The sequence below is a fragment of the Wenzhouxiangella sp. YN9 genome, from assembly GCF_056324165.1.
Genome location: NZ_JBJNIP010000115.1, coordinates 78,598 through 104,341 on the forward strand (window position 1 = coordinate 78,598; position 25,744 = coordinate 104,341).

Below are 25,744 nucleotides of genomic sequence, written 5' to 3' on the forward strand. Positions count from 1 at the left end.
AAAAACCGTGGTTAACTTTGTTTATTTTTTCCTGGCGTCTTTGCGTTTCAAAGGTTTTTCCGATCCCCGGCGCCCATCAGCTCGACGATTGCCCGCCTGGCGGCATCAAAGCTGAAGTGCTTTTCGACGTTGGCCAGGCCGCCGTCGGAAAGCTTCATCCACAGCGCCTCGTCGTTGTAGGCGCGCACCACGGCTGCGGCAAAAGCCTCGGTGGTGTCGGCAATGAGCACGTCTTCGCCGTGTTCCAGATACATGCCTTCGGCGGCGCAGGTGGTGGCCACCACCGGCAGGCCCCAGGCCATGGCCTGGTTGACCTTGCCTTTCACGCCGGCGCCATAACGTAGCGGCGCGATCGACAGCCGGCTGGTCTCCAGGTAAGGCGTGAGGTCGGCCACGTAACCGTGCATGATCACGCCGTCGCTTCGGCGCTCGCGCAGCCCCTCGGGCATGCGGCTGCCGATGATGTGCAGCCGCGCCTCGGGAATGCTGCGCCGCACCAGGGGCATGATCTCGCCGATCAGCCACTCGGCGGCGTCCAGGTTGGGTGGATGCTGGAAGCCGCCGACGAAGACCAGATCGCGCCGCCGGGCCCAGCCGCGGCGGCGGCCGTGAATGCGGTGAATGTTGGACAGCACCCGGATACGGGCACCAGGCGCCAGCTCCTGAAGCAGGGCCTGCTCGACCGGGCTGACCACCAGCGTGGCGTCGGTCTTTTCGATCAGCGCAAGTTCAGCCTGGCGAGTCCTGCGCGCCGTGCGCGCGGCCTGGTCGTCGCCGGCAATTTCGGCCATGCGCTCCTCGCGCAGAAAATGCAGGTCGACGGTGTCGAAGGCCAGCGCCGCGTTGGGGCAGTGGCGCTTGATGCTTGGCAGCAGAGGGCTGAGCACATAGTGCCGGCTGACGATCACTTGATCCAGGCGTGCGCCGTGCTCGGCCAGCCAGTCGTCGATGCTCGTGGCCCAGGGGTGGTGCAGCACTTCGATGCCGATTATCTGCAGCTCGCGTGTGTAGCGCGCCACCCAGGCGAGATTTTCCGGCATGAAGCTGACCCGGTAGCCCAGGTCGCGCAGGATGGTGAGCATGGCCACCATGCGCATCGATCCGGAATCCTTGTCGGGCTCGGGCGTGGTCGCGTCGATGACCAGAACGTGGCCGCGGTTGCGGTGATGACGCGCCCGATCAACGGCCTCGACCGCTTCGGGGCCAGGGACTGGCGCGGGTTGTTGTTTCAGCTGCGGTCGCCAGCGTTCCAGGAATTTCTCGCGGTTGACCGCCTGATAGCGCTTGGTGCCCGAGGACTCGTCGGTGCCCGAGCTGATGCCTTCGTGATGGACGATGGTGCAGGCAGGCTGGTAGATCACCCGCAGGCCCTCCTCGCGCACACGGAAGCACAGGTCGGTGTCTTCGTAGTACGCCGGCGTGTAGTGTTTGTCGAAGCCGCCCAGTCGTTCGAACAGTTCACGCTCGATACCCAGGCAGGCGCCCGAGACGTAGTCGGCCTCGCAGGCGAAGCTGTATTCGGGGCGTTCGGGCTGGTTGCCGCGGCCGTAGTTCCAGCCCGAGCCGTCGCTGAATATGATGCCGCCGGCTTCCTGCAGGCGCCCGTCGGGGTAGACCAGGCGCGCGCCGACAATGCCGACGTCGGGAAACGCAGAAAAGGTATCTACCAGGGCTTCGAGCCAGCCGGAGGTGACCGTCGTGTCGTTGTTGAGAAATACCAGATACTGCCCGCGAGCGCTCTCGGCACCGGCGTTGCAGCTGGCGATGAAGCCGCTGTTGGTGTCGTTGCGCAGTGCTCTCAGACCGCGGCACTGGGCCAGATAGTCGGCGGTGCCATCGCTGGAGCAGTCGTCCACGACGATCACCTCGCAGGCGTGCCGACCGGCGCGATCGGCCAGTGAATTGAGGCAGGCCGAGGTGTAGTGCACCTTGTTGAAAACCGGCACGATGATGCTGACCAGGGGATCATCTGCCGACTCGAACGAGACCGGATACAGTTCCTCGACCGGTGGTTCGACCGTTTCGATCGCAGTCGGCGGCTGCGCGCCCGGGTGAATGCCCTGTTGCATCAGTTCCAGCGTGCCGCGCGCGCCGTAAAGCCGCAGATTGTGAACCAGCCTCGCCAGCAGGCGCGGCCAGCGCAATGGGTTGTAGACGCGCCGGCGCAGCGCATTGGCAGCTACGCGATTGACCACGCGCATCGGTCGGGTGATGCGCCAGGAGCGGCTGGCGAAGATGGTCTGGAGTTCTCGATCCAGATGGTCGATCCGCGCCTCGGCACTGCTGCGGACCTGCTCCAGTTCGGCTTCGCTGCGTTCGATGGTTTCGGCAACTTGCCGTTTGTGGCTTTCCACCTCACCTTCAAGCTTCCTGGCCCACTGCGTGCGCTCGTTGGCCAGCCGCTCCTGCTTGCGGGCCCAATCGGCCCGGCTCTGCAGCTCATCGTCGAGCGTCTCGACCCGGGCGCGCAGCGCCGTGTGCTCATGCCGGAGATCGGCCAGCTCGGCGGCGCGGGCGGCGGCTTGCATCTCGATGCCGGAGCTGGTGGCCGCAGCCCGCAGCCCGACCTGACGCCGGGGCGCGAGGTCATTGATGGAAATCAGCGCCTTGGTCACCGGGGGCTCTTTCGGCAGGTTTTTGCGCAGTGCGGTCAGCTGCTCGGGGTTTTCTGCCAGCGATCGGATCGTTTGCGTCAGGGCTTGCGCATTCGGCTCGAACAGCAGGCCGTCGACCTCGTGGCTGATCCGTTCGATGAAGCTGCCGGTACGCGTGGCCAGCGGCACCAGGCCAAGGGCACGGGTCTCGCTGAGCACATAGTTCCAGGTTTCGGCTACCGTGGATAAAAACAGCGCGGCCTGAGCGCCGATTCTCGCCAGGTGTACTGGGAGGTCTTCGTGGCGGTAGTCGAGCACGATGTCGACATCGGGGCGGCCGAAAAAGCGCATGCCGTGTCGACCGCAGCCCAGCAGGGTGATGCGGGTATATTGGCGCAGCCCGTCCAGCGCGGCGTCAAGCAGGCCCAGCCCCTTGCCCGGAGAAAGGCGGCCGACGACGACCAGATTGAGTCGGTCGTCGGCTAATCCGCGTGGCTTGATCTGCGGCACCTCGGCGGGCCAGCCGCTGAAACCGTGGGGAATCACGTGGGCGGCAGCCAGCGGATCGTCCAGCAGCCGCCGCCAGCGCTCGAGCACTTGTTCCGTTGGGGCGGCCAGGGACACGTCGTTTTGAGTGACGGCCTTCAGCCATGCCGCCGCCAGGCGTCGCCAGGCATCGGCGTCACGGTCGGCAAACAGGAAGTCGACGCCGGAGTCGGCAATCGCGGCATCAAGGTCGATTGCGCCGTCGGCCCCGAGCCAGGCAAAGGGGTCGTGGTCGAGTGCCGGCCAGGCCGGATAGTAGTCATGCAGCATCTGGATGGTCGGCAGGCCGGTGGCCAGCGCATCCAGGCCATGGCCGATCAGCGAAGACACGACCACGCGGCCGACGCCATAGCGACGGATCACCGCATCGAGTATGTCGCAATATTGCGGGTGCTCGATATCCGTCCCGGTAATGGCTGGCGCCAGGGTCCATTGCCGGATACAACCGCGGCCGGGGCCGGCGGCGTAGAGCTTGAGCCACTGGCCGTGGACGACGCCGTCGGTTCGGCCGCTGGCGGAAAGCACCAGGTGGTGGTGGGTTTCGTCGGCGGCTGCCAGATCGTCGATCCAGCGGGCGACACCACCGCCCCAGTCGTGGCTGATGTGCAGCTCGACCGGGCGCTGATCGAATCCGAGCAGGGGCAGGGAATCGATCGTGTCTTCTTCCCCCAGCCGCTCGAGAGCCGCGCACAGATGGCCCATTGCTGCGCGCCGGTCCGGCGCGTCGATTTCGTCAGCGCTTTCGGCATGCGGATCCTCCAGCCACAAGCCGTCATACAGCCAGCAGTGCCCTTGATTGGCCAATTCGATGGCTGCATCAGCTTGCCCTGGCGCAATCACGGCCAGTCGTTCAGGGTGCAGCCGGATCAGCGAGAAACGCAGCTCGGAGGCGGCGTTGACGAGAGCATCAATGTTGGCTTCGGCTGTGAGCGCAAGGCCAGCCGCCGGGTCGAGCCCGGGCTGGTGGTTGCCCGGCAGGCCAAGAAGCGGCGGGCAGTCTGCTGAGGCCAGGGCGTGGTCGAGGCGGCGAGAAAAATGTTCGGGCAGTATCAGGCCCGGTGCCACCAGAACAATGCCGTGTTCACGGTGCCGGGCCTCGATGCTGTCAAGCCAGTGCCACCACGGCCCCCGGCTGCCGGGCAGGACGCCCAGGCTGTCAGGCACCAACCCGCCTTCGCTGGCGACGATCTCACCAGGAAAATGCCGCTGCAGGTTTGCAAGCCATGCTGGCTCGACCATCCGGCCGGGTTCGGTCAGGACGACAACCAGGGCACGATCGCTGAATGGACTGTTTGCGTCAGTCACCAATTGGCCTTGAGAAATTTTCCAGATGCATAATCGGACGGTATACTGCCCCGAACCGTTTGCGCCGGTCGGGCCCGTTGCGGCAAATGCGTCGCCGCAAACGGGCAATTATCGTTCACCCATGGACTTCTGTCATCTCGCGTATGGCCGGCAAGCCGCGGCGCAGCCGTAAAGCACGTTCCCGCAAGAAGAAAACCGGCAGCCGCCGCTGGCTTCGCTGGCTGCTGCGCCCGATGCTGTTCGTGCTGGGCCTGTCGCTGGGCCTACTCGGACCGTGGGTGTGGTGGCTCGATCGCGAGGTGTCACTGCGTTTTGCCGACCGCCACCTGACCGAGGCCAGCCGCGTTTACGCTCGCCCGCTGGAGCTGCACGACGGGCTTCTGTTTTCGCGTCGGGATTTGCTGGTCGAGCTGGAAGCCGCGGGGTTGCGCTCCGGTGCGGCCGACCGTCCCGGGCGTTTCCGGGTTGACGGTCAGCGCCTCGATCTGCACCTGCCGGCTTTCGACTTCCCCGACGGACGTCAGGCTCCTCAGCGCGCCTCGCTGCGGCTGCAAGGCGGGCGCATTGAGCTGCTCGGTGAGACCACGATCCTGCGGCTGCCGCCCGCCGAGCTGGGGCGCATTCTGCCGCTTGACGACCGCGTGCGCACGCCGCTGGCCATCGAAGAGTACCCGCCCTTGCTGGTCGCAGGAGCGCAGGCGGTCGAAGATCGCCGCTTCAAGCATCATTTCGGGCTTGATGTCTGGGGCCTGGCGCGCGCGATGTGGGCCAATTTCCGCGCCGGCAAGGTGGTGCAGGGTGGCAGCACGATCACTCAGCAGCTGGTCAAGAACCTGTTTCTCTCGCCCGAGCGCAACCTGCTGCGCAAGTTCAACGAGGCGACCATGGCCATCAGCCTGGAGCAGCGGTTTTCCAAGGCCGAGATTCTCGAGGCCTGGCTCAACGAGGTTTACATGGGCCAGGACGGCCGCCGCGGCATTCACGGTTTCGGACGCGCCGCAGAATACTATTTCGGCCAGCCGGTGGAAGCGCTCGATGCCGGCCAGATCGCCTTGCTGGTGGGCATGGCGCGCGGCGCCTCCTGGTATCACCCGCTGCGTAATCCAGAGCGTGCCCGGGCTCGACGCGATCTCGTTCTGACCATGTTTCACGAAACCGGCCTGATCGACGAAAACAACCTGCGCCGCCAGCAGCAGGCCGGGCTGGGGCTGCGCCCGTCGCTGCGCTCCGGCGCCAGTCAATACGGTGCCTTCATGGACCTGGTCGGGCGGCAGCTGCGGGCCGACTACCGCGAGCGTGATCTGCGCGGCAAGGGCTTGCGGGTGTTCACCACGCTGTCGCCCTCGGCACAGCGCCGCGCCGAGGCCGCGCTGGCCAACGGGCTGGCGCGAGTCGAGCGCGAGCCCGATTCGCTGCAGGGCGCCATTGTTCTGCTCGAGCCGGGTGACGGCGAGCTGCGCGCGCTGGTGGGTGATCGTGCATCCGGAAGGCGCGGATTCAACCGTGCGCTGGACGCACGCCGTCCGGTGGGTTCGGTGATCAAGCCGCTGACCTATCTGCTGGCCCTGGCCCGAGCCGACGCATTCACCTTGGTCACGCCGGTCGAAGATGAACCGTTGACGGTCGATATTCCCGGTTCGGAGGCCTGGCAGCCGGTCAATCATGATCACGTCAGCCACGGCACGGTGCCGCTGCTCGAGGCGCTGGCGCGCTCCTACAACCAGGCCAGCGTGCGCATCGGCCTGGCCGTGGGCGTCGATGCCCTGTTTCAGCTGATGCGCCAGCTTGGGGTGGCACCCGGGCGCGAGGCACATCCGGCCGCTTTTCTCGGTGCCGTGAGCCTCACTCCGCTGCAGGTCGCCCAGCTCTACCAGCCCATTGCTTCGGAGGGTTACAGCGCGCCGCTGCGGGCCGTGCGCGAAGTGGTGGACAGCGACGGCGAGACCATCGCGCGCTATCCGCTTCGTCTCAAACCGCTGCCGCAGCGCGAAGCCCTGGCCCTGCTCGACTTTGCCCTGCGACGAGTGGTGACCCATGGCACGGCACGTTCGCTGCCCCGGCTGCTGCGGCATGATCCTGGCGTGCGCGGCAAGACCGGCACCACCAACGACCAGCGCGACGCCTGGTTCGTGGGCTACACCAGCGACTGGCTGGGCGTGGTCTGGGCCGGCCGCGACGACAACCAGCCCGCCGGCGTCGGCGGTGCGAGCACGGCGCTGCCGGTCTGGGCCGCGCTGTTCGACAAACTGCCCACGCGCGAGGTGCGCCCGGGCCGGCCCGACAGCATCGAGTGGTTCTGGATCGACTGGCCCAACGCCCGCCTGGCTGCCGAGCACTGCGAGGGAGCGGTGGCGATCCCGTTCATTGCCGGCAGCCAGCCGACAGCACTTTCCGATTGCGTGGAAAAGCGTGGACGCTGGCCGTTCGGGCGCTGACGCGGGTTTGTGCGGTTCAGAGCCCGGGCGATTCCCTGTACCATTGGTGCGGTGCCCACACGATGCTTGCCACAAGCCGATGACCGCAACAGCATCCCGTATTTCGATTCACGTTGTATCAGCGCCCGGGCTGGTTCTCCTCTCGGCCCTGATTCTGGCCGCCTGTGCGCCCTGGCAGCCGACCCTGGACGACCCGGAAGTGGCCGAGCAGGTGCGCGCACCCGCCGGCGGCGAGGAGTCGCGCGGCCTGCAGGTCTATCCGCTGCGCAATCCGGCCGTGCGCGAGCTTGAACAGGCCGCCGAGGCAGCCCGTTCGGAAGGCGATTTCGAGCGTGCCGAGTCGCTGCTCGAGCGCGCCCTGCGCATCGAGGATCGCGACCCCGAGCTGCTGCAGCGCATGGCCGAGCTGCAGCTCTCGCGCGGCGACTGGGAACAGGCGGAAAATTACGCCACCCGCTCCTGGGAACTGGGGCCGCAGGTCGGCGATATCTGCCGGCGCAACTGGCGCACCATGGCTCTGGCGCGCGAGCGCAGCGGCGCGTTGGTCGCGGCCGCTCAGGCCCGCGAGCGCGTCGAGATCTGCCCGCTCGAACCACCGGAACGCTTCTGATCGTGGCCCGTGCCGCGATGATGACCGCTTGATGAGCGCCTCCCTGGCGACCCTGTTCGCTGCCGACGGCGCCCTGTCGAGGGCACTGCCGGCCTTTCGACCGCGTGCGGGGCAGCTCGGACTGGCCGAGACCATCGATCGCTGCCTTGACAGCGGTCAGGATCTGGTCGCCGAGGCAGCGACCGGCACCGGCAAGACCCTGGCCTATCTGGTGCCCGTGCTGCTGCGCGGGGAGCGCACGATCATTTCCACCGGCACGCTCAACCTGCAGGACCAGCTCTTTCGACGTGATCTGCCGCTGGCCCTCAAGGCGCTCGGCGTGGAGCGCAAGATCGCGCTGCTCAAGGGGCGGGCAAACTACCTGTGCCTGCACCGCCTCGAGCGTCATGTCGCTGAGCCGGAGCTGTTCGAGGATGTCATGCCCGAACTGCACACCGTACAGCGCTGGGCCGGTTACACCAACAGCGGCGAGATCAGCGAGATTGACGATATTCCAGCGTCCTCGCGGGTGTGGCCGCTGGTAACCTCGACTCAAGACAACTGCCTGGGCAGCGACTGCCCGTTTCTGTCCGATTGCCATCTGGTTCACGCCCGGCGCCGCGCCCAGGAGGCCGACGTTGTGGTGGTCAACCATCATCTGCTGTTTGCCGACATGGCGCTCAAGCAGACCGGCTTCGGCGAGGTGTTGCCCGGCGCCGAGACGGTCGTGATCGACGAGGCCCACCAGGTGCCGGACACGGCCATGCGCTTTTTCTCGCGCGGCCTGAGCGCCTGGCAGGTGCGCGAGCTCACCCGCGACACTCTGGCTGCCAGCGCTGGCGCCGCGGGCAGCCTGAAGCTGCTACAGGCGCCCGTGGCCAACCTGCGCGCGGCGCTCGAGCAGGCCGTGAGCGCCAGCGCCGACCTGCCCGCCCGCGGCGAGTATTCGGCGTTGCGCAACCGCCTGAACGAGTTTCAGGCGCTTTCACGCGCGCTCAACGACCTGGCCCGCGCCCTCGACCCGCTGGCCGAGCGCACGCGCGACCTGGGCAACTGCGCGGAGCGTGCGGTGACCCTGCACGACGGTCTGCACGCCTTTCTGGAAGGCAGGGAAGGCTACGTGCGCTGGTTCAGCTCGCGCCGCGGCCGTTTCCAGCTCAACCTCACGCCGCTGGATGTAGCAGCACCCCTGACCGAGCTGCGCGAGCGCGTGCCCGCGACCTGGGTGATGACCTCCGCGACCCTGGCGGTCAACGGCCGCTTCGAGCATTTCACCCGCCGGCTCGGTCTCGAGTCGGCCGAGGAGCTGGTCGTCGACAGTCCCTTCGACTACCCGAACCAGACGCGGCTGTGGATTCCCGAAAACCTGCCCGAGCCGCGCGATCCGGCCCATACCGAGCGGCTGCTCGAAGCCGTCATGCCGCTGCTGCGCGCCGCCGGGGGCAGGGGTTTTCTGCTGTTTACCGCGCATCGCGCCCTCAGGCGCGCCGCGCAGTGGCTGCGAGCGCACAGCGACTTCAACCTGCTGATCCAGGAAGACGCGCCGCGGCACGTCCTGCTCGAGCGTTTTCGCAGCACGCCCAATAGTCTGTTGCTGGGCGCGGCCAGCTTCTGGGAAGGCGTGGACGTGCCGGGCCAGGCACTGAGCATCGTGGTGATCGACAAGCTGCCTTTCGCCGCCCCGGATGATCCGGTACTCGAGGCCACGCTCAAGGCCGTGCGCGAGGGCGGCGAGAATCCGTTCACCACCGTGCAGCTGCCGCAGGCGGTGCTGGCGCTCAAGCAGGGCGCCGGGCGGCTGATTCGCCAGTGGAACGATTTCGGCGCGCTGGTGCTGGGCGATCCGCGCATCACGCAAAAACCCTACGGGCGGCTGTTCCTCAAGAGCCTGCCGCCGATGACCCGGGCCCACAGCGCCGCCGAGGCGGCCGAGTTCCTGCGCGAGAGGTTGGCAGCATGATCCGGCTGGGGATCGAGACGGCAACCGATTTCTGCTCCGTGACCCTGGAGGTCGACGGCGAGATGAGCGTGCGCGAGGAGCTCGCGCCGCGCCGCCACGCCGAGCTGCTGATTCCCTGGATTCGCGAGCTGCTCGCCGGGCGCGGCATCGGCTTCGCTGATCTCGACGCGCTGGCGGTCTCGCGCGGGCCCGGCGGCTTTACCAGCCTGCGCATCGGCCTGGGCGTGGCCCAGGGCATTGCGCTGGGCCACGAGCTGCCGATTCATGCCGTCTCCACCCTGGCCACCCTGGCGCGCGCCGCCGATCCGCAGGCCCGCGCCGGCCACGTCCTCGCCGTGCTCGACGCGCGCATGTCGGAGGTCTACGCCGGGTTCTTCGAAGGACGAAACGGGGAGCACAGGTCGGTTGGCCCGGAAGTGGTCGTGGCCCCGGCCGCACTGACGCTGCCCCATGACGGCCCGTGGCTGGCCGCGGGTTCGGGTCTGTCGAGTTACGCCGATGAGCTCGAGCCGGTGCTGGCCGGAAAGACCGTGGAAAAACAACCGCAGACCTGGCCGGACGCCCGCAGCGTGCTGGCCCTGGCCGACTCGGTCGAGCCGGTTCCCGCCTGGGAGCTGGAACCGAAGTACGTGCGCGATGAAGTGACGGGGTGAGACAGTTTTCAGCACGCGTGGTCAGACCCGCTGACGTTGTCCGTCGGCGATGTAACGCCGACCTACGCCGCTCGTTCGCGTGCGGTTTGACGTGGACCGCTGAAGTGGGTCGCGGTTACATCCGTGACGGACGACATTTCAACCTTGAACACACGTAGCGCATGCGTGGTCAGGCCCGCTGACGTTGTCCGTCGGCGATGTAACGCCGACCTACGCTTCGTTCGCCGGCGGTTTGACGTTGACTGCTGAAGTAGGTCGCGGTTACATCCGCGACGGACGACATTTCAACCTTGAACACACGTAGCGCATGCGTGGTCAGGCCCGCTGACGTCATCCGTCGGCGATGTAACGCCGACCTACGCTTCGTTCGCCGGCGCTTTGACGTTGACTGCTGAAGTAGGTCGCGGTTACATCCGCGACGGACGACATTTCAACCTTGAACACACGTGGCGCATGCGTGGTCAGGCCCGCTGACGTCGTCCGTCGGCGATGTAACGCCGACCTACGCCGCTCGTTCGCGTGCGGTTTGACGTTGACCGCTGAAGTGGGTCGCGGTTACATCCGCGACGGACGACCTTCGCCGTGGTCGGAGCGCTCAATCCGCCAGCTTGCGGAACAGCCGGTCGTAGCGTCCGGCGATTTCCTGCCAGCTCAGCGAGCGCGCCATTGCGTGGCCCGATTCGCTCAGGGCGCGGCGGTGGTCGGTGTTTTCCAGCAGCCCGGCCACGGCTCGGGCAAAATCGTCCCAGTCGTCGCGGATCAACAGTTGCTCGCTGTCGGTGACGGGCAGGCCCTCGCAGCCCTTGCTGGTGCTGATCACGGCCAGGCCGGCGGCGAAGTAGTCGAGGATCTTCATGCGCGTGCCGCCGCCGGAGCTCAGCGGCACCACGGCCAGATCACAGGCCTTGAGCGTCGGCGCCAGCTCGTCGAGGCTGCCGGGCAGGCAGACGTCCGGGTGGTCGATGCCCGGCGGTGCCTCGCGGCCGATGGCCAGAATCTGGACGCGCTGGCCCAGCTGTTCCAGGCGCGGCAGCAGTTCTTCGACCAGCGTGATCAGCGCCTGGCGGTTGGGCGGGTAGGAAAATGTGCCGTGATAAACCAGCACGGGTCGAGTCGGATCAAGGCCGAATATGGCGGCGAGGTCGGCGGGTTGCGCAGTATCGAAAGCAGGCAGGTCGACGCCGTGGGGGATGGTCATCTGTCGGCCCCGGCACAGGCCGTCGGCGATCAGTCGGGCACGGTCGCGGTCGGAAACGCAGACGACCGCGTCCATGCTGTTGGCCAGCTTCACTTCGCTCGCTTTCAGGGTTTCGACGGCGCGCGCCGACAGGTCGGGCAGCTGGTCGGCCAGGCGCTGATACTCCACGTTGTGTTCGGCAAGCACGGCGTGACCGCCGTTGAGCAGGCGGCAGATGCGGGCCGACTGGGCATAGCCGGGAAATTCGGCCAGCGCCAACGAGGCACCAATATGGCGGCCCACCCAGGCGGCGCGCAGGCCGTAGCCGGGATCATAGAGCGGCCAGTAGAGAAAGGCGTTGCTGGCTGGCAGGCCCCGCAGGCGGTGGATGGCGTGGCTGAGAATCTTCGGCATGGCCAGCGCGCGCAGCCACCACGGCAAAGGATGCGCGGTGATGTCATCGGGCGTCACCCGCCAGTATCGACTGCGCTCGGCGGTGACGATGGCGACGGGTCGCTCAAGGCCGGCCAGGCCGCGCGCGGTTTCAATGATCTTGACCGCGGCGCCGTGGTCGGTCGGGAACAGGTCCGGGCGGGTGATCACGACCACGCCGTTGCCTTCCACCATCCGGCGAACGGGGTGTAGCAGCCGCCTTGCGATCAGGCCGGCACGCCCGGGCGCCGGTCGCGATACTGTCGGGCCGGCACCGGCCGCCGGACTGAAGCGCCTCGGCTGCCCGCCGGGTGTTTCGAGCCAGTCGAGGAGCGGACGGCTGCAGGCGCTCGGGCTGAAACGTTCGCGGGCCAGGCGATGGGCGCCGCGGGCCTTGTCGTGCCAGGTCTCGGGGTGCGCCAGCGCCTCGATGACGGCCTCCCGGGCGCCCCGGCGCGAGTCGACCACCCAGCCGGCGTTGTATTCGCGCACCAGCGCGGCGAGCGGCAGGTAGTCGTTGATCAGCAGCGGCAGGCCGGCCTGCAGGAACGAGGCGATTCGAAAGGGCTGCGCCAGCTCGCGCTCGAAGTTGGCCTTGGCCAGCTCGACGCCGATATGTGCCCGCGTGTCGAGAAAGTTCTGCCATTGTCGCCATGAACGCATGCCGTGCCCAATCGCGTCGATGCCGGTCTCAACGCTTCCGAAATGATGCAGCTCGAGCTCGCCGGGCGCCTGCGCCGCTGCCAGGTCGGCCAGCCAGGCCGAGCCGTCGCGCCAGGGCCAGTCCTGGCCGCCGGCGACCAGACGCAGCGGCTTGTGGCGATACTCTCGTGCGTTTTGCGGCGCCTTGACGGCCAGCGGCACTTCGATGATCGGTACATGTCCGCGCAGATCCTCACCGGCAGCCAGCAGCCAGCCGGCCAGCAGGATGCGCTGGCGGGCGTTGCCGACCAGGATCAGATCCGCCCGGGAGAGCGCTTGCACGTAGCGCGCGATCATTGGCCGGGTGGTGAGCGGATCGACAAAGTGCTCTTCCAGCGGACGCGGCGCGATGCAGTCGATCACGACCGCCTGGTCGAGTTTGTCGGGCAGGCGCTCGGCGAGCTGCCAGTAACCGAGCACAAGCACGTCCGGACGTATCTTGTGAATGCACCTTCCGAGGGCCGAGTGTGTCCATTCCGGGTTGTGTCGCTGGATGATCTCGTGGCCGGCGGCGGAAAGCGTTTCGCTGAGCATTGCCGCGCGCAGCTGGTTGCCAGTCGCTACGTGCTCGGGATCCAGCGGCGGCTCCAGGGTCAGGTAGAGAATGCGCATGAAGTCTTATCGAGCCCCGCCGGAATGCCAGAGTGTTTCGAGCAGCTCCGCGCCGCGCTGGCTGCCGTCGGCGAGAAAGCGCTCGACGATCTGTTCGCAGCGATCCGCACTGGCCTCGATCAGGCTCTTCTTGACCGCGGCCACGCGCGCCGGCGGCATGCTGAAGTTGGTCACGCCCAGCCCCAGCAGCAACCGGGCGGCGCGCTCGTCGCCGGCCAGCTCGCCGCAGACGGTCACTTCGAGGTCATGCCGCCGACCCGCTTCGACGATCCGGCCGATCAGCTCGACCAGGGCCGGATGGGCCGGATCGTGAAGGTAGCTGACCAGCTCGTCCTGGCGATCGATGCCCAGCACGTACTGGATCAGGTCGTTGGTGCCGATGGACAGAAAGTCCAGCGCAGTGGCCATGGCATCGACGTTGAGCGCGGCCGCCGGCGTTTCGATCATGCCCCCGACCGGCAGCTCCGGATCGATGGCCAGGCCTTCGGCGCGCAGGGCCTCCCGGCATTCGGCGATCAGCTGGCGGGCCTGGGCGATTTCGTCCACGTTGGTCAGCATCGGCAGCAGGATGCGCACCGGTGAGCCTTCGGTCGAGGCGCGCAGAATGGCGCGCAGCTGCGCTCGGAACAGATCGGTAACCGACAGCGACAGGCGCAAGCCGCGCAGGCCCAGGGCGGGATTGGCGCCCTGGGTGAGCGCCAGCGCGTCGGGCAGCTTGTCGCCCCCGGCGTCGAGCGTGCGGATAGTGACCGGCTTGCCGCCCATGGCTTGGATGGCATCGCGGTAGGCGCGGTACTGCGCCTCCTCATCGGGCATGTGCTCGTCGAGAAAAAGATACTCGGTTCGCATCAGCCCGATACCGGCGACGCCGGTATGCATGCAGCGCTCGAATTCGATCGGCAGTTCGGCGTTGCCGTAAATCTGGAAGGACTTGCCGTCGGCCGTACGCGCGGGTCGGGAGATGAAGCGTTTGAGTTCGCCGCGATGACGCTCGCTGGCCGCCTGTTTGTCGGCATAGTGGCGCTGCAGGCTGTCGTCGGGGTTGACCAGCACGGCGCCGTAATGACCGTCCAGCACCAGGCGCTCGCCCTCGTCGAGCAGCTCGAGGGCGTGGTGCACACCCACGATCATGGGAATTTCCAGGCTGCGAGCGAGGATGGCCGTGTGCGACCAGGGGCCGCCGTGCTCGGTAACCAGGCCGGCGACCCGCCGCTGGCTCAGGATGGTCAGGTCCGCCGGCGTCAGTTCGGTCGAGATCAGAATCGTGTCGCTGAGCTGATGCGGTACCTGGGCGTTGAGGAGTGCCGGGGGCTGCTCGGCCAGTTCGCGCTGGATCAGATTGACGACCTGTTCGAGGTCCTCGCGACGCAGCGCCAGGTATTCGTCGTCAAGGCGCCGGAACTGCTCCTGCAGCTCGTCGGCCTGTCGTGCCAGCGCCCACTCGGCGTTGACGCGATTGTTGCGGATGCGCTCGCAGGCCGACTCGACCAGCATCGGGTCGTGCAGGATCAGGCGATGCGCTTCCAGCAGTTCCCGCGCGGTTTCACCACCGGACTCGCCAATGCGCTCGAGCACGCCTTCGAGAAAGGCGTTGCCGCGTTTGACGGCCCGCCGAATACGGTCAATTTCCGCCTCCACGGCGTCGGCTTCGAGGCGATACTCGGGCAGGGCCAGCTCGCCGGGCGTGAGCCGATGCACTCGGCCCAGTGCAATGCCGGCCGTGACTCCGATGCCGGTCAGCGCCAGGCTCACTCGCCCTCTCCGAAACGATTGGAGACGAGCTGCGCGATGGCGTCAGCGGCGCTGTCCTGATCGGCGCCGTCGACCTCCAGCGTCAGTTGACTGCCACAGGGTGCGGCCAGCAGAAGCACGCCCATGATGGACTTGGCGTTGACGCGCTTGTCGCCATGACTCAGCCAGATCTGGCTGTCGAAACCGGAGGCGGTCTGCACCAGCTTGCTGGCGGCGCGGGCATGCAGGCCAAGCCGGTTGATCAGCTCCAGTTCGACGGTCTTCATGACTGCACGACGCCCTGGGTGCCACCGGCGACCGCCAGTTGAGCAAGTTCGGCCGGGGGATTGTCGGCGTGGTTGGTGACCTTCAGCAGCATGGGCAGATTCAATCCGGAAACCACCGGGTAGCCCATGGCCTGTGCCGCCTGAGTGGCCAGGTTGTGCGGGGTGGCGCCGGGCAGGTCGGTTATTACCAGCAGGCCCTGGGCATCGGCGCTGCGCGCAAAGGTCTCGCGCAGATGCTTGAGCGTGGCTTCGATTTGCGTGCGGTAGCTGACCGCCACGGTGACCACCGGCAGCGCGTAGCCGAGAATGTTCTCCGCCTCGTGACGGACGGCTTCGCCCAAGGCGGCGTGGGTGACCACGACAATGCCGGTCATTGCTCCAGCTCCCGATGGCTGACCAGCACACGCAGTTCGTCCTTGCGCAATTCACGTGCGATGCGCTCGACCGCGTAGACCGAGCGGTGCTGGCCGCCGGTGCAGCCAATGGCCACGGTCACCAGGCTGCGCTGGTCTTCGGCCAGGGCCGGAAACCAGCGCCGGATGAAAGCCAGAAGATCATCGCAGAACTCGTCGACGATGGGATGCGACTCCAGATAGTCACGCACCTGTGATTCCAGCCCGGTGTGCGCGCGCAGGCCCGGTTGCCAGTGTGGATTGGGCAGGCAGCGGGCGTCGAACACCATGTCGACGTCGCGGGGCACGCCCTTTTTGAAGGCGAAGGACTCGAGCACCAGCGATTGCACGGGTTCGTTTCGGGTCACCCCGATAGCGCGCCAGACCTGCCGCCGAAGCTGATGGATGTTGCTTTCGGAGGTGTCGATGATCCAGTCGGCCTTGTCGCGAATGGGGGCCAGCAGCTTGCGTTCGGCTTCGATCGCGGTTTCGACGCCGCCGAGATCGCTCAGCGGATGCCGGCGCCGGGTTTCGCTGAACCGGCGCACCAGCACTTTCTTGTCGGTGTCGAGGTAGAGCAGCTCGAATGGCCGATCGCCGGGCAGCGAATCCAGCAGCTCGGGCAGACGCTCGAGGCCTTCCGGGCCGCTGCGTGCGTCGATGCCCATCGCCACTCTGGGATAGCGCCCGGGCTGGTTGCGCACCTCGCGTGCCAGCTCGGGAAGCAACGCGCCGGGCAGGTTGTCCACACAGTAATAACCCAGGTCTTCGAGCGCTTGCAGGGCAACGGTCTTGCCGCTGCCCGACAAGCCGGAAACGATGATCAATGGACTGTTCATTGCTTGTCAGCCAATAGCCTCCCGTGGCGTTCGACAAACTCGGCGGCGGCATCGAAGCCCTTCATGCGCAGCATGAAGTCGCGTACCGCAGCCTCGGCGATGATTGCCATGTTGCGCCCGGCCAGAACCGGCAGGTTGATCTGCGGGATCTTGAGGTCGAGCACCTGGTGTTGTGAAGCATTGCCCTGCAAGCGGTCGGGTTCGCTGTCGCCGCTTTGCGGCAGGTGCAGGTGAATGATCAGCCGCAGATACTTGCTGGCCTTGACGGCAGTATCTCCGAACATGCGGCGGATATTGAGGATGCCCAGGCCGCGGACTTCCAGGCACTCCTTGAGCACCGGCGGGCAGGAGCCTTCGATGATGTCCGGGGTGAGCTGGGTAAACTCGGGTGCGTCATCGGCAATCAGGCGGTGGCCGCGCGTGAGCAGCTCCAGCGCCAATTCGCTCTTGCCGGTGCCCGATTCGCCGGTAATCAGCACGCCGATGGTAAAGATCTCCATGAACACACCGTGCCGGGTCTCGCGAGCGGCAAGGCGGCGTGAAATCTGGTATTCGAGGAAGTCGACCAGCTCCCAGTCATTCTGGCTGGAGGTCAGCAGCGGTGTGTCGTTCTCTTCTGCAAGCCGGGCCAGATCGTCTGCTACTTCCAGACCGTTGGCCACGATGATTGCCGCCGGCTCGTCGCCCATGATCCGGGCAAGCGTTCGCCAGCGCGCACGCGCGGGCAGGCCATCGAGCCAGTCGAGCTCCTCGCGCCCGATGACCTGGATGCGGGTGGAATGAATCGGGGTCAGAAACCCGACCAGGGAAGGGCGCGAATGAAAGCCGGTGGGTTCGAGTTCGCGCCTGCCGGCTTCCGCCTTGCCGCTGACCCAGCGCAGGTCGAGGCGGTCGGCAAACTGGTCATAGAGTTCGGCCGGGGTGATGCGCTGGGTCATTGCGCCGCGACATCGGCCGGACTGGTGGACAACAGACGCAGCAGCTCGTCGGGGTCGTCGGTGCTTCGCAGCGCGTCGCGCTGTGAAGCGCGGCCGAGTCGTTCTGCCATCTCGGCCAGCAGGCGCAGGTGCGTGTCCGTACATTGCTCGGGCACCGCCAGGGCAAAGAACAGATCGACCTTTTCGTGGTCGGGGGCATCGAAATCGATCGGACTCTTGAGTCGGACCATGGCGCCGGACACGTCGTTCTGGTTATCGACGCGGCCATGCGGTATGGCCACGCCGTGCCCCAACCCGGTCGATCCCAGCCGCTCGCGCTGGCAGAGACTGTCGAAAATATCTCGCGTACTGGCGCTGCCGGGAGCAGCAGCCAGCAGGCGGGCCACCTTCTCCAGCAGACTCTTCTTGCTCGAAGCGGAGATGTCGACTGCAATGCGTTCGGCGGAGAGCACGTCAACAAGCTGCATGAGTTCGAACCCCTTCCTTTGATCAGCGCAGCGCGCTACTCGGCTTCAGCCGGTGGCGAACTGCGGTGTGAGGTGACCTTATCCTTGTGTCGGCGGACCTGGCGGTCGAGCCTGTCCATCAGCAGGTCAATGGCGGCATACATGTCTTCCGATTGCGCCTCCGCGTGCAGCGGATTGGTGCGTCCGCCGACCATGACGGTGCCCTCGGCAATGTGCTCGAGCTTCTCGAGACGCAACACGAAGTGACCCGAGATGAGGTTTTCGAAATGACGCTCGAGACGCTCACTCTTTTCGGTAATGTAGGCTTTCAGGGCCTGGGTGACTTCAATGTTGTGTCCAGTGACTTCGATCTGCATCGACTCGCTCCTTCAGGTTTGCTCAAGTCCTTGTTGCCAAAGCCCATGTTATCAACCCGGCAGTCCGGCAATGATAGTCCATGGCGGCGTTCAATTCGCATGTAGCCGTGCCGTTCGCCGGCGCTGGGCCGAGCCGGGAATGCCCAGCTGCTCACGGTATTTGGCTACCGTTCGCCGCGCCAGTTTGATGCCGTTTCCGGCCAGCTGGTCGGCCAGCGCCTGATCCGACAGTGGCTTGTTCGGGATCTCTTCTCCGATCAGCTTTCTCAGCTGTGCCTTGACCGCGGTGGCGGCCACTTGCTGGCCGTCCTGAGTGTCTATTCCCGTCGAGAAGAAATACTTCAGCTCGAAAGTTCCGCGCGGCGTATGCACGTACTTTTCGGTCGTCGCCCGCGATACGGTGGATTCGTGAACATCGATCGCCTCGGCGACTTCACGCTGCAGCAGGGGTTCGAGCCCGGCCTCGCCCTGGCTGAAGAAGTTATGCTGGCGTTCGGCGATGGCGCCGGCGACGGCCTGCAGGGTCTGATTGCGCATCTCCAGCCCGCTGATCAGCCAGCGCGCCTCTTGAAGCTGATCTCTCAGGTACTCCTTGTCCGCGCCCCGCGCCTGCCGCGCCAGCTTGAGGTACACGCCGTTGAGCCGCAGGCCCGGGTCGTTGTCGGGATTGAGCGTGACCCGCCAGCCGTCTTCGGCAGGGTGAATGTAGACATCGGGGACGATGTAGTTTTCATCCTCGCGACCAAAGCGGGCGCAGGGGTGCGGGTTGCAGCGTCGAATGACCGCCAGTGCGGCCTGAATTTCGCTCTCGGTCATGCCGGTAGCGCGAACCAGGGCGCGAATATCCTGCTTTCCGAGCGCATCCAGATGCCGTTCAACCAGGTGACAGGCCAGGCCAAGCGCCGGGGTGCTCGATGACATGGCTTTAAGCTGCAGCAGCAGGCTTTCGCCCACGCTGCGGCTGGCCACGCCAAGGGGCTCGAAGCGCTGCACACGTTCGAGGACGGCGGCGACCTCCTCGATGCTGACCAGGTACTCGGGTGCCAGCGAGCTTCGCAGGGTGGCCAGATCGTCCTGGAGATAGCCGTCTTCGTCCAGAGCGTAGACGATGGCCCGCGCAATGGCCTCGTCGGTTTCGCTCATGCCCGCCAGATTGACCTGCCACAGCAGGTGCTGCTGCAGCGATTCATCGGCCCGGTCGCTGATGAATTCGTCGTAATCGGGTGCCGGGCCGGCGCCGACGGAATAGCCTTCCGGCAGGTCGTCGAAACCGTAGTCGTCGCCGTAGTCGAGCTCGATTTCGTCGCGTTCTTCGCTGCCGGTCTCCTCGCCGATATCATCATCGTCAAGCGGCTCGTCGGCACGTTCGAGCATGGGGTTGGTGTTGAGCGCCTCGCGGATGGTCTGCCGCAGCTCGACCCGGTTGAGCTGCAGCAACGCGATGGCCTGCCGCAGCTGCGGTGCCAGTTTGAGTTTTTGACCCAGCTTGAGCTGGAGGCCTGCTCCCTGTCTCATGCCTTCGATTCTACGCCACGGGCAAGAATCGGGCCACTTGCTCGGAGCAGCGGCCTGGATGGCCGCTCATGGCGGGTTGCCTCTGCTGCCGGCCTTTGCAGCCGAGCACTGGCGCCAGCCTCTGCAGGAGCGGTTCCGGACCGCGATACGGCACTGATCAAAAGCCGCAGTAAAGCCCGCTCCCCGAAGGAGTCCGCTGCTTCTTGCTGCGAGCTCTGCAATACCGGATCGCGGGATTCCGGCGTTGACTTTCAAGCGCATCCTTTCGTGCCTTTTCGGCTCTCTTGCGCCGGGAGAAATACCTGCTCAAAGCGTTCACACCGCAAGCCGGGCGGAACGCCTTCGGCTTTGATTTCAGGCGGCGTCCGGGGCGTTGCCTGATGGCAGAAAAAAGGCCCCGCCCGATGCCGGGCGGGGCCTTTCTCAGAGCCGTGCAATGCGGCGCCGCCAGGGGCGGTTACTGAACGCTGAGCGTGTATTCGGAAGCCACCCAGCCGGTGCGTCCCTGGCTGTCCTGGATCTGGATCCAGTCGCCGGCGCGTGTCAGCACGTTGGCCATGGCGCCGGAGGTGAGGCTGAACTGCACCGGGCTTTCACCGTTGGGTCCGGAGCGCACGTTGAGCGAATTGGCGGTGATGACTACGCGCTCGCCGGTGCCGCCGCCACCGCTGCCGGTGTTGCTGGCCTGATAGCCGGCCGACTGACTGCCGCCTTCGCGGTAATAGCGCTGCGGCGTGCGGCGCACGATCTCTTCGACCGACTTGCCGATGACCTGGCGCAGCGCCTTTTCGCGCGGCGTGTTTTCCCAGGCGGACAGCGAGCCACCCAGCGAGTGTCGGCCGGTGTAGCCGGCCAGGGCGCCGCCGATATCGAAGTCCTTGGCTTCGCCCTGGACGCTGGTGGCGGCCAGTACACGGCTGGTGGTCGTGTCGATGATGCGCAGGTCGATGGCCATGTGGGCACTGCTTGAACCGCCGGCGATGCTGCCGACGACCTTGCCGATGCGGCTGCCGCCGAAGGAGCCGCTTCTGCCGCTGGCGTTTTCGGAAAACTCGGTCACCGCGGCAACCACCAGCAGCTCGGCGCCTTCAACCTCGCCAATGGCGGCAGCGGTGTCCTGGCGCACGCGCCCGCTGGCGCCGAAGTCCTGCTCGGCCAGAATGTCGTCCACGGCCTGTCGCTCGAGCACGATGAAGCGCCCCGAATTGAACAGCGCGGTGGTCAGCATGTCGGCCATGCCGTCGCCGATGGACTGGTTCCACCAGCGGCCGGAGTTGCTGGCCTTGTTTTCGAAGCGGGCCACGGCAATGCGCGCCTGCGGGCCGTTGTAATCTGCCGCGCGTGCTTCGCCGATGCTGGGCCCGGAGCCGCTGTTACGCACCTGTGTGGTCGTGCCCGCAGCGGGGCAGCCGGTCAGCAAGCCCAGTGCGCACAGGCCGGCAATCAATTTGAATTTCATGGTGTCTCCTCCTGAAATGATCCGTATCTTTTGCCCCGTCATGCAGCTGCACCTGCGGGCAGGATGTATTGAGCGTGTACCCCAATAACGAAATGCCGGTCCGAATCCGGACAGGCTCTGCACGAGTTCGACCGAGCCTTGCATTTTAGTCCGAGGGTGAGGCGTTCGCCAGCGCCAAGCCGGGTGGTACCCTCTTGATATCCCGTCCAGCGCTGGACGGGCCCGACTGCTGGAGAACTGCTGCATGACGACGCTGGAAACCGAGCGCTTGATCATTCGGCCATGGCGCCGCGAGGATCGCCCGGCGCTGGCGCGCATGGCCAGAGACGCCGAAATGATGCGCTACGTCACCCGGGGGCAGACCTGGTCCGATGAGGCCATCGATCAGATGCTGGAGCGCCAGCGCCGCCACCTGACGCAGCACGGCGTGTGTTTTGGCGCCACGGCGCTCAAGGCCAGCGGCGAGGTCATCGGCGTGGTTGGCATGCAGCAGCTCGACAACGGCGATTTCGAGCTTGGCTGGTGGGTCTGGAAGGACTACTGGGGCCGGGGGTTCGCAACCGAAGCGGCCAGCGCTTATGTCGAGTATGCGCGTCATGTCATGGGGCTTTCCAGCCTGGTCGCTGTCATCGATCCACCCAACATTGCCTCCAAGGTCGTGGCCGCAAGGCTGGGCCTGCGCTTCGAGCGCATCATGAATGCACGCCGGACGATTTCGCGCCGCGATAACGAACCGATTGCGCTCTACAGGATCCGGTTTCAATGACCGGCTACAACGATCAGCCTTTCTGCATCGAGGTCATAGGGTTCGCCGTCGTAGTCGCCCCAGTTTGCCTCGATACTGAAGCCGGATGACCGCAGCAGGCTGCCGATTTCGCCCGCCGACCAGACGCGATGCGAGAACTCGTGGCGATGTACGCGATCGCCGTCGATCAGCAGCCACTCGTTTTCCAGCCGCGTCATGTCTTCGACCAGGGCGGGGCGCTCGATCAGAAGGCGCCCGTCGTCGTATTCGGTCAGGTGCACCGGCTGCAGGTTGCGGCAGAGATACTCCAGGCCCACCAGGTCAAGTATCAGCCGGCCGCCCGGCGCCAGGCTGGCGCGAATGCGGTCGAGCACGCGCCGGTGATCGGCTTCGGCGGTGAAATAGCCAAAGCTTGTCCACATCACGACGATCAGGTCGAAGGCCTGCGGGCGCTCGAATTCGCGCATGTCGGCTTCGACGAGCTCGATATCACGCTGCCCGCGGCCGGCGGCAAGCTGTTGCAGCAGCGACGGGCTGGTGTCGACGGCAGTGACTTTCAGGCCGGCATCGGCCAGCGGCAGGGCGTGTCGGCCCGGGCCGCAGCCCAGATCAAGGACGGTTGCGGGCGGATCGCCCAGCAGTTCGAGCAGCTGCTGGACTTCCTGCCGGCCGCGCGCGAAAGTGTCTGCGTTGAACATCAGTGAACCGAAGTTGCGCCAGAAGTTGTCGTCCAGATACCACTCGTCGCTCAAGTTTCTGCTCCTGTTGCTGTGGCTGCCGGGGCTGGCCGGCTGTGCCACGATGGCCTGGTACGGCCAGGCCGCCCGCGGCCAGATCGAGGTTCTGACCAAGCGCGAGGATATCGCACAATTGCTGGCCGATCCGGCCACTCCACCCGCCCTCGCCGAGCGCTTGCGCACGGTACTCGACATACGTGATTTCGCAACGCGCGAGCTGGGGCTGCCAGACAGCGGCAGCTACACCCTTTACGCCGATCTCGGGCGCCGGGCGCCGCTGTGGAACGTGGTGGCGGCGCCGCGCCATTCGGTGCGGCCCCGAACCTGGTGTTATCCACTGGTCGGCTGTGTCGCCTACCGCGGATTCTTTCGCCATCGGCAGGCAGCCGAGCTGGCGGCGCGGCTGGAGGCGGGTGGTTTCGACGTGGCGGTCTACCCGGCCACGGCTTACTCGACGCTGGGCTGGTTTGCCGATCCGGTGCTCGAGAGCATGCTTGCGCTGCCCGACCCGGCCCTGGCCGAGCTGATTTTTCACGAGCTTGCCCATGAGCTGCTTTATGTGCGCGGTGATGCCGCCTTTAGCGAGGCCTTCGCAACTTTTGTCGCCCGTGTGGGCACCCGGCGCTGGCTGGCGCATCGTGGCGCTGACGAGGGTCTGCAGCGATGGCAGACGGATCAGCGGCTGAATCGGCAGCTCAACGAGCTGCTGCTGGCTGCCCGTCAGCGCCTGGCCGATGGCTATGCGGGGACCACTGATCGGGAAAGACTGGCCCGAATCAAGCGGCGTGAGTTCGAGCGACTCGATGCCCGGCTCAGTGAGCTGGTCCGGCGCCACGACAGTGCCCGGATCCGGGCCTGGCAGGCGCGTGACATCAACAATGCACATCTGGCGATGCTGGCCACCTATGAGTCCGGCGTCGCAGCTTTCCAGTCGCATTTTCAAACCGAGTGTTACGCCCACTTGAGCTGCCTGTACGCTCACGCACGTTATCTGGCGCGGGGAGATTCTTCCCGGCGTGCGGAATTTCTTGGCGCAAGCCATTGAACAATGGCCAAGGATGTGCAAACTTAACCGGCTATCTCGCAACGCCGACCCGACTTGTATTCGATTCAACTGCTGTCTGCCGTAATCGCACTGGCGCTGGCCCAGGCTCCCGCGCCCGGGGCGGAGCAGGTCGGCGCGGCCATGGCTTGTCCGCCGCCGGCGCCGCTGCGTATTCCCGAGGTCTCGCAGGATGCGCCGCTCGGGGTCACGGATATTCACGCCGGGCGCCTGGACGCCAGCCGCCAGGAACAGGTGCGCTTCCGCGACAGCGTGCGGCTGCAGCAGGGGCACCAGCAGCTCGAAACCGATGAGCTCATCTATGAACCCGACAGTGGGCGGGTGCGCATACCCGGCTGGCTGCGCTACAGCGATCCGCGGCTCAATGTCGATGCCGAGCGTGCCGTCTATGAAACACGCAGCCGGTCCGGCCGTTTTGAACAAGTTCATTACGCCATTCCCGGAACGACAGCGCACGGCTCGGCCGCCTCGGTCGCCCTGGAGAGCCCGGAAAATGCGCGCCTGGAGAGCTTTGGCTTCACCACATGCCCGCCAGAGCAGCCCGATTGGCGGCTGGAGGCCTCCAGCGTGGACATGGATCTGGAGGCCGGCGTCGGCCGGGCCCGCAACGCCCGCCTGAGCTTCAAGGGCTTTCCGCTGCTGTATACGCCGTGGCTGAGTTTTCCGCTCGATGACAGCCGCAAGAGCGGCTTTCTCTATCCCGGCTTCGGTTACTCGGCCAATGACGGCTTCGATCTGTCCGTGCCCTGGTATTGGAATATTGCCCCCAACCAGGACGCCACCATTACCGGCCGCTGGATTGAAAAACGCGGGCCGATCCTCGGGCTGGAGCATCGTTTTCTCACGCCGAGCCAGGCCGGTGAATTTCGCATGGAGTGGCTGCCCGATGACCGCAGAACCGGGAACAGTCGTTATTATGGCCAGTTCGACTACCGCATCAGGCCCGCGCCGGGCTGGTCGGCACGCGCGGACCTGCAGCGCGCCAGCGACGAAAATTACTTCATCGATCTGGGCAGCAACCTGAACGATTCGGCGATTCAGTTTCTGCGTTCTTCGGTGAGCCTGCGCGGCACCGGGCGCTACTGGGCGCTGGACCTGCTGGCCGATACCTTTCAGGTGCTCGATGAGTCCGTCGGCCCCGGGCGCGAGCCCTACCGGCGCCTGCCGCGGGCGCTGCTCGACGTGGACCGGCCGATGCCCGGCAACCTGCGCTTCTCGCTCGATGCCGAAGCGGTGTACTTCGATCGCGATGTAGGCGTGACCGGAACGCGTGTCGATCTGTTTCCGCGCCTGCACTACGATCTGGTTCGGCCCGGCTGGCACGTGCGCCCGGCCGTGGGGCTGCGCTCCACGGCCTATCAGCTCGACCACGGCATGCAATCCAGCCTCGATCGAACCCTGCCGATCACCACCGTCGATGCCGGGCTGACCTTCGAGCGCAGGCTGGGCAGCGGACGCGTCCAGACCCTGGAGCCGCGGCTGTATTATCTGTACGTGCCGTATCGGGAGCAGGCGCACTATCCGGATTTCGACACCCGTGATCTGACCTTCGGATTCAGCCAGCTGTTTCACTACAACCGCTTCAGCGGCCCTGACCGCCAGGGCGATGCCAATCAGCTCACGCTGGCGCTGACCTCTCGCCTGCTCGATGCCGAAGACGGCTTCAGCCGCCTGGAGGCCAGCGTTGGCCAGATCGTCTATTTTCGCGACCTGCGCGTGCAGCTTGATGACCAGGCCGTCGAAACCCGCGGCCGCTCTGCGACGGTGGCCGAAATGACCTGGCGGCCGGCGCGTCGGCTGGCGCTTCAGGCCGGGCTGCAGTGGGATGACGAAGCCAGTGAAACCGAAGTTGCGCGTTTGGGTCTCAACTGGCAGGGTCGGGATGCGCGGCAATTGGCCCTGGGTTATCGTTTTCGCCGCGACCGGGTCGACCAGGCGGATCTGCGCTTTCGTTACCCGGTAACCGGGCAGTTGAACCTGATTGGCCGTGTGACTTATTCGTTCGAGGAAAATGAGACACTGGAAATGCTCGGCGGGCTGGAATACGACAGCTGCTGCTGGTCGCTGCGACTGACCGCGCGCGAATGGGTGCGCAACCGCGAATCGGACAAGCGCACGGCATTTTTCCTGGAGCTGGAGCTCAAGGGCCTGGGCAGCGTTGGCCGTGCCCCCTACCAGCTGTTTTCCGATGCGCTGTGGCGCTGACCCGA

19 protein-coding genes are annotated in these 25,744 nt (G+C 66.0%); 7 read left to right on the forward strand and 12 right to left on the reverse strand.

Translation table 11 applies throughout. From position 1 onward, the window contains the following. Positions 1 to 47: 47 nt before the first annotated feature. A complete protein-coding gene (locus ACEWQ0_RS12395; protein WP_476485487.1) occupies positions 48 to 4,445 on the reverse strand; it encodes a glycosyltransferase in 4,398 nt (1,465 codons plus the stop codon). A gap of 143 nt (positions 4,446 to 4,588) precedes the next feature. Here ACEWQ0_RS12395 and ACEWQ0_RS12400 point away from each other — a divergent pair, with 143 nt between their 5' ends. From ACEWQ0_RS12400 to tsaB, 4 genes are all read left to right on the forward strand, one after another. Next, positions 4,589 to 6,880, forward strand: a complete 2,292-nt coding sequence (locus tag ACEWQ0_RS12400) for a transglycosylase domain-containing protein (RefSeq protein ID WP_476485488.1) — start codon at positions 4,589 to 4,591, stop codon at positions 6,878 to 6,880. A gap of 79 nt (positions 6,881 to 6,959) precedes the next feature. After that, positions 6,960 to 7,490 carry a tetratricopeptide repeat protein gene (locus ACEWQ0_RS12405; RefSeq protein WP_476485489.1) on the forward strand — a complete coding sequence of 177 codons (531 nt, stop codon included), beginning with the start codon at positions 6,960 to 6,962 and terminating at the stop codon, positions 7,488 to 7,490. 31 nt (positions 7,491 to 7,521) lie between these two features. Beyond that, entirely contained in the window at positions 7,522 to 9,429 is a 1,908-nt protein-coding gene (locus ACEWQ0_RS12410; RefSeq protein ID WP_476485490.1) for an ATP-dependent DNA helicase, read from the forward strand. Next, positions 9,426 to 10,082: a tRNA (adenosine(37)-N6)-threonylcarbamoyltransferase complex dimerization subunit type 1 TsaB gene (tsaB, locus tag ACEWQ0_RS12415; RefSeq protein ID WP_476485491.1), complete on the forward strand. Its 657-nt coding sequence runs from the start codon at positions 9,426 to 9,428 to the stop codon at positions 10,080 to 10,082. The genes ACEWQ0_RS12410 and tsaB overlap by 4 nt, the downstream gene beginning before the upstream one ends. Positions 10,083 to 10,677: 595 nt before the next feature. Here the strand turns inward: tsaB and ACEWQ0_RS12420 are convergent. From ACEWQ0_RS12420 to ACEWQ0_RS12465, 10 genes are all read right to left on the reverse strand, one after another. Continuing rightward, on the reverse strand, positions 10,678 to 13,005 hold the full coding sequence (locus tag ACEWQ0_RS12420) for a glycosyltransferase (RefSeq protein WP_476485492.1): 2,328 nt from the start codon (positions 13,003 to 13,005) through the stop codon (positions 10,678 to 10,680). Positions 13,006 to 13,011: 6 nt separating this feature from the next. After that, a complete protein-coding gene (gene ptsP / locus ACEWQ0_RS12425) occupies positions 13,012 to 14,757 on the reverse strand; it encodes a phosphoenolpyruvate--protein phosphotransferase (RefSeq protein WP_476482224.1) in 1,746 nt (581 codons plus the stop codon). Further along, positions 14,754 to 15,023, reverse strand: coding sequence for an HPr family phosphocarrier protein (locus tag ACEWQ0_RS12430; protein WP_476482223.1), 270 nt, complete (start codon positions 15,021 to 15,023; stop codon positions 14,754 to 14,756). Before ACEWQ0_RS12430 ends, ptsP begins: the two co-directional genes overlap by 4 nt. Next, positions 15,020 to 15,397 carry a PTS sugar transporter subunit IIA gene (locus ACEWQ0_RS12435; RefSeq protein WP_476482222.1) on the reverse strand — a complete coding sequence of 126 codons (378 nt, stop codon included), beginning with the start codon at positions 15,395 to 15,397 and terminating at the stop codon, positions 15,020 to 15,022. The genes ACEWQ0_RS12430 and ACEWQ0_RS12435 overlap by 4 nt, the downstream gene beginning before the upstream one ends. Then, positions 15,394 to 16,254: an RNase adapter RapZ gene (rapZ, locus tag ACEWQ0_RS12440; RefSeq protein WP_476485493.1), complete on the reverse strand. Its 861-nt coding sequence runs from the start codon at positions 16,252 to 16,254 to the stop codon at positions 15,394 to 15,396. Before rapZ ends, ACEWQ0_RS12435 begins: the two co-directional genes overlap by 4 nt. Further along, the gene (hprK, locus tag ACEWQ0_RS12445) at positions 16,251 to 17,192 is read right to left on the reverse strand and encodes an HPr(Ser) kinase/phosphatase (RefSeq protein ID WP_476485494.1); all 942 of its coding nucleotides are present in this window, start codon (positions 17,190 to 17,192) and stop codon (positions 16,251 to 16,253) included. Before hprK ends, rapZ begins: the two co-directional genes overlap by 4 nt. Next, a complete protein-coding gene (locus ACEWQ0_RS12450; protein ID WP_476482219.1) occupies positions 17,189 to 17,659 on the reverse strand; it encodes a PTS sugar transporter subunit IIA in 471 nt (156 codons plus the stop codon). Before ACEWQ0_RS12450 ends, hprK begins: the two co-directional genes overlap by 4 nt. Positions 17,660 to 17,694: 35 nt before the next feature. Continuing rightward, positions 17,695 to 18,015 (reverse strand): ribosome hibernation-promoting factor, HPF/YfiA family, encoded by a 321-nt coding sequence (hpf, locus tag ACEWQ0_RS12455; RefSeq protein WP_476482218.1) that lies wholly within the window; start codon positions 18,013 to 18,015, stop codon positions 17,695 to 17,697. Between the two features lie 90 nt (positions 18,016 to 18,105). Beyond that, entirely contained in the window at positions 18,106 to 19,530 is a 1,425-nt protein-coding gene (locus tag ACEWQ0_RS12460) for an RNA polymerase factor sigma-54 (protein ID WP_476485495.1), read from the reverse strand. A gap of 457 nt (positions 19,531 to 19,987) precedes the next feature. Then, positions 19,988 to 20,989 (reverse strand): CsgG/HfaB family protein, encoded by a 1,002-nt coding sequence (locus tag ACEWQ0_RS12465; protein ID WP_476485496.1) that lies wholly within the window; start codon positions 20,987 to 20,989, stop codon positions 19,988 to 19,990. Between the two features lie 244 nt (positions 20,990 to 21,233). Here ACEWQ0_RS12465 and ACEWQ0_RS12470 point away from each other — a divergent pair, with 244 nt between their 5' ends. Continuing rightward, positions 21,234 to 21,755 carry a GNAT family N-acetyltransferase gene (locus ACEWQ0_RS12470; RefSeq protein ID WP_476482215.1) on the forward strand — a complete coding sequence of 174 codons (522 nt, stop codon included), beginning with the start codon at positions 21,234 to 21,236 and terminating at the stop codon, positions 21,753 to 21,755. On the opposite strand, the gene ACEWQ0_RS12475 is transcribed toward ACEWQ0_RS12470, so the two are convergent. Beyond that, on the reverse strand, positions 21,749 to 22,486 hold the full coding sequence (locus ACEWQ0_RS12475; RefSeq protein ID WP_476482214.1) for a class I SAM-dependent methyltransferase: 738 nt from the start codon (positions 22,484 to 22,486) through the stop codon (positions 21,749 to 21,751). The genes ACEWQ0_RS12470 and ACEWQ0_RS12475 overlap by 7 nt on opposite strands. Between ACEWQ0_RS12475 and ACEWQ0_RS12480 the strand changes: the two genes are divergently transcribed. Further along, entirely contained in the window at positions 22,458 to 23,516 is a 1,059-nt protein-coding gene (locus tag ACEWQ0_RS12480; RefSeq protein WP_476482213.1) for an aminopeptidase, read from the forward strand. The two genes, ACEWQ0_RS12475 and ACEWQ0_RS12480, sit on opposite strands and share 29 nt — an antisense overlap. 54 nt (positions 23,517 to 23,570) lie before the next feature. Further along, complete coding sequence (locus tag ACEWQ0_RS12485; RefSeq protein WP_476485497.1) at positions 23,571 to 25,739, forward strand: LPS-assembly protein LptD; 2,169 nt, start codon at positions 23,571 to 23,573, stop codon at positions 25,737 to 25,739. Positions 25,740 to 25,744 lie beyond the last annotated feature (5 nt).

What these genes read in the sequence shown, in the direction of transcription:
- ACEWQ0_RS12400 (WP_476485488.1), top strand. Translation starts at nt 4,589, where the DNA reads ATGGCCGGCAAGCCGCGGCGCAGCCGTAAAGCACGTTCCCGCAAGAAG.
- ACEWQ0_RS12405 (WP_476485489.1), top strand. Translation starts at nt 6,960, where the DNA reads ATGACCGCAACAGCATCCCGTATTTCGATTCACGTTGTATCAGCGCCC.
- ACEWQ0_RS12410 (WP_476485490.1), top strand. Translation starts at nt 7,522, where the DNA reads ATGAGCGCCTCCCTGGCGACCCTGTTCGCTGCCGACGGCGCCCTGTCG.
- tsaB (WP_476485491.1), top strand. Translation starts at nt 9,426, where the DNA reads ATGATCCGGCTGGGGATCGAGACGGCAACCGATTTCTGCTCCGTGACC.
- ACEWQ0_RS12420 (WP_476485492.1), bottom strand. Translation starts at nt 13,005, where the DNA reads ATGCGCATTCTCTACCTGACCCTGGAGCCGCCGCTGGATCCCGAGCAC.
- ACEWQ0_RS12430 (WP_476482223.1), bottom strand. Translation starts at nt 15,023, where the DNA reads ATGAAGACCGTCGAACTGGAGCTGATCAACCGGCTTGGCCTGCATGCC.
- ACEWQ0_RS12435 (WP_476482222.1), bottom strand. Translation starts at nt 15,397, where the DNA reads ATGACCGGCATTGTCGTGGTCACCCACGCCGCCTTGGGCGAAGCCGTC.
- rapZ (WP_476485493.1), bottom strand. Translation starts at nt 16,254, where the DNA reads ATGAACAGTCCATTGATCATCGTTTCCGGCTTGTCGGGCAGCGGCAAG.
- hprK (WP_476485494.1), bottom strand. Translation starts at nt 17,192, where the DNA reads ATGACCCAGCGCATCACCCCGGCCGAACTCTATGACCAGTTTGCCGAC.
- ACEWQ0_RS12450 (WP_476482219.1), bottom strand. Translation starts at nt 17,659, where the DNA reads ATGCAGCTTGTTGACGTGCTCTCCGCCGAACGCATTGCAGTCGACATC.
- hpf (WP_476482218.1), bottom strand. Translation starts at nt 18,015, where the DNA reads ATGCAGATCGAAGTCACTGGACACAACATTGAAGTCACCCAGGCCCTG.
- ACEWQ0_RS12460 (WP_476485495.1), bottom strand. Translation starts at nt 19,530, where the DNA reads ATGAGACAGGGAGCAGGCCTCCAGCTCAAGCTGGGTCAAAAACTCAAA.
- ACEWQ0_RS12465 (WP_476485496.1), bottom strand. Translation starts at nt 20,989, where the DNA reads ATGAAATTCAAATTGATTGCCGGCCTGTGCGCACTGGGCTTGCTGACC.
- ACEWQ0_RS12470 (WP_476482215.1), top strand. Translation starts at nt 21,234, where the DNA reads ATGACGACGCTGGAAACCGAGCGCTTGATCATTCGGCCATGGCGCCGC.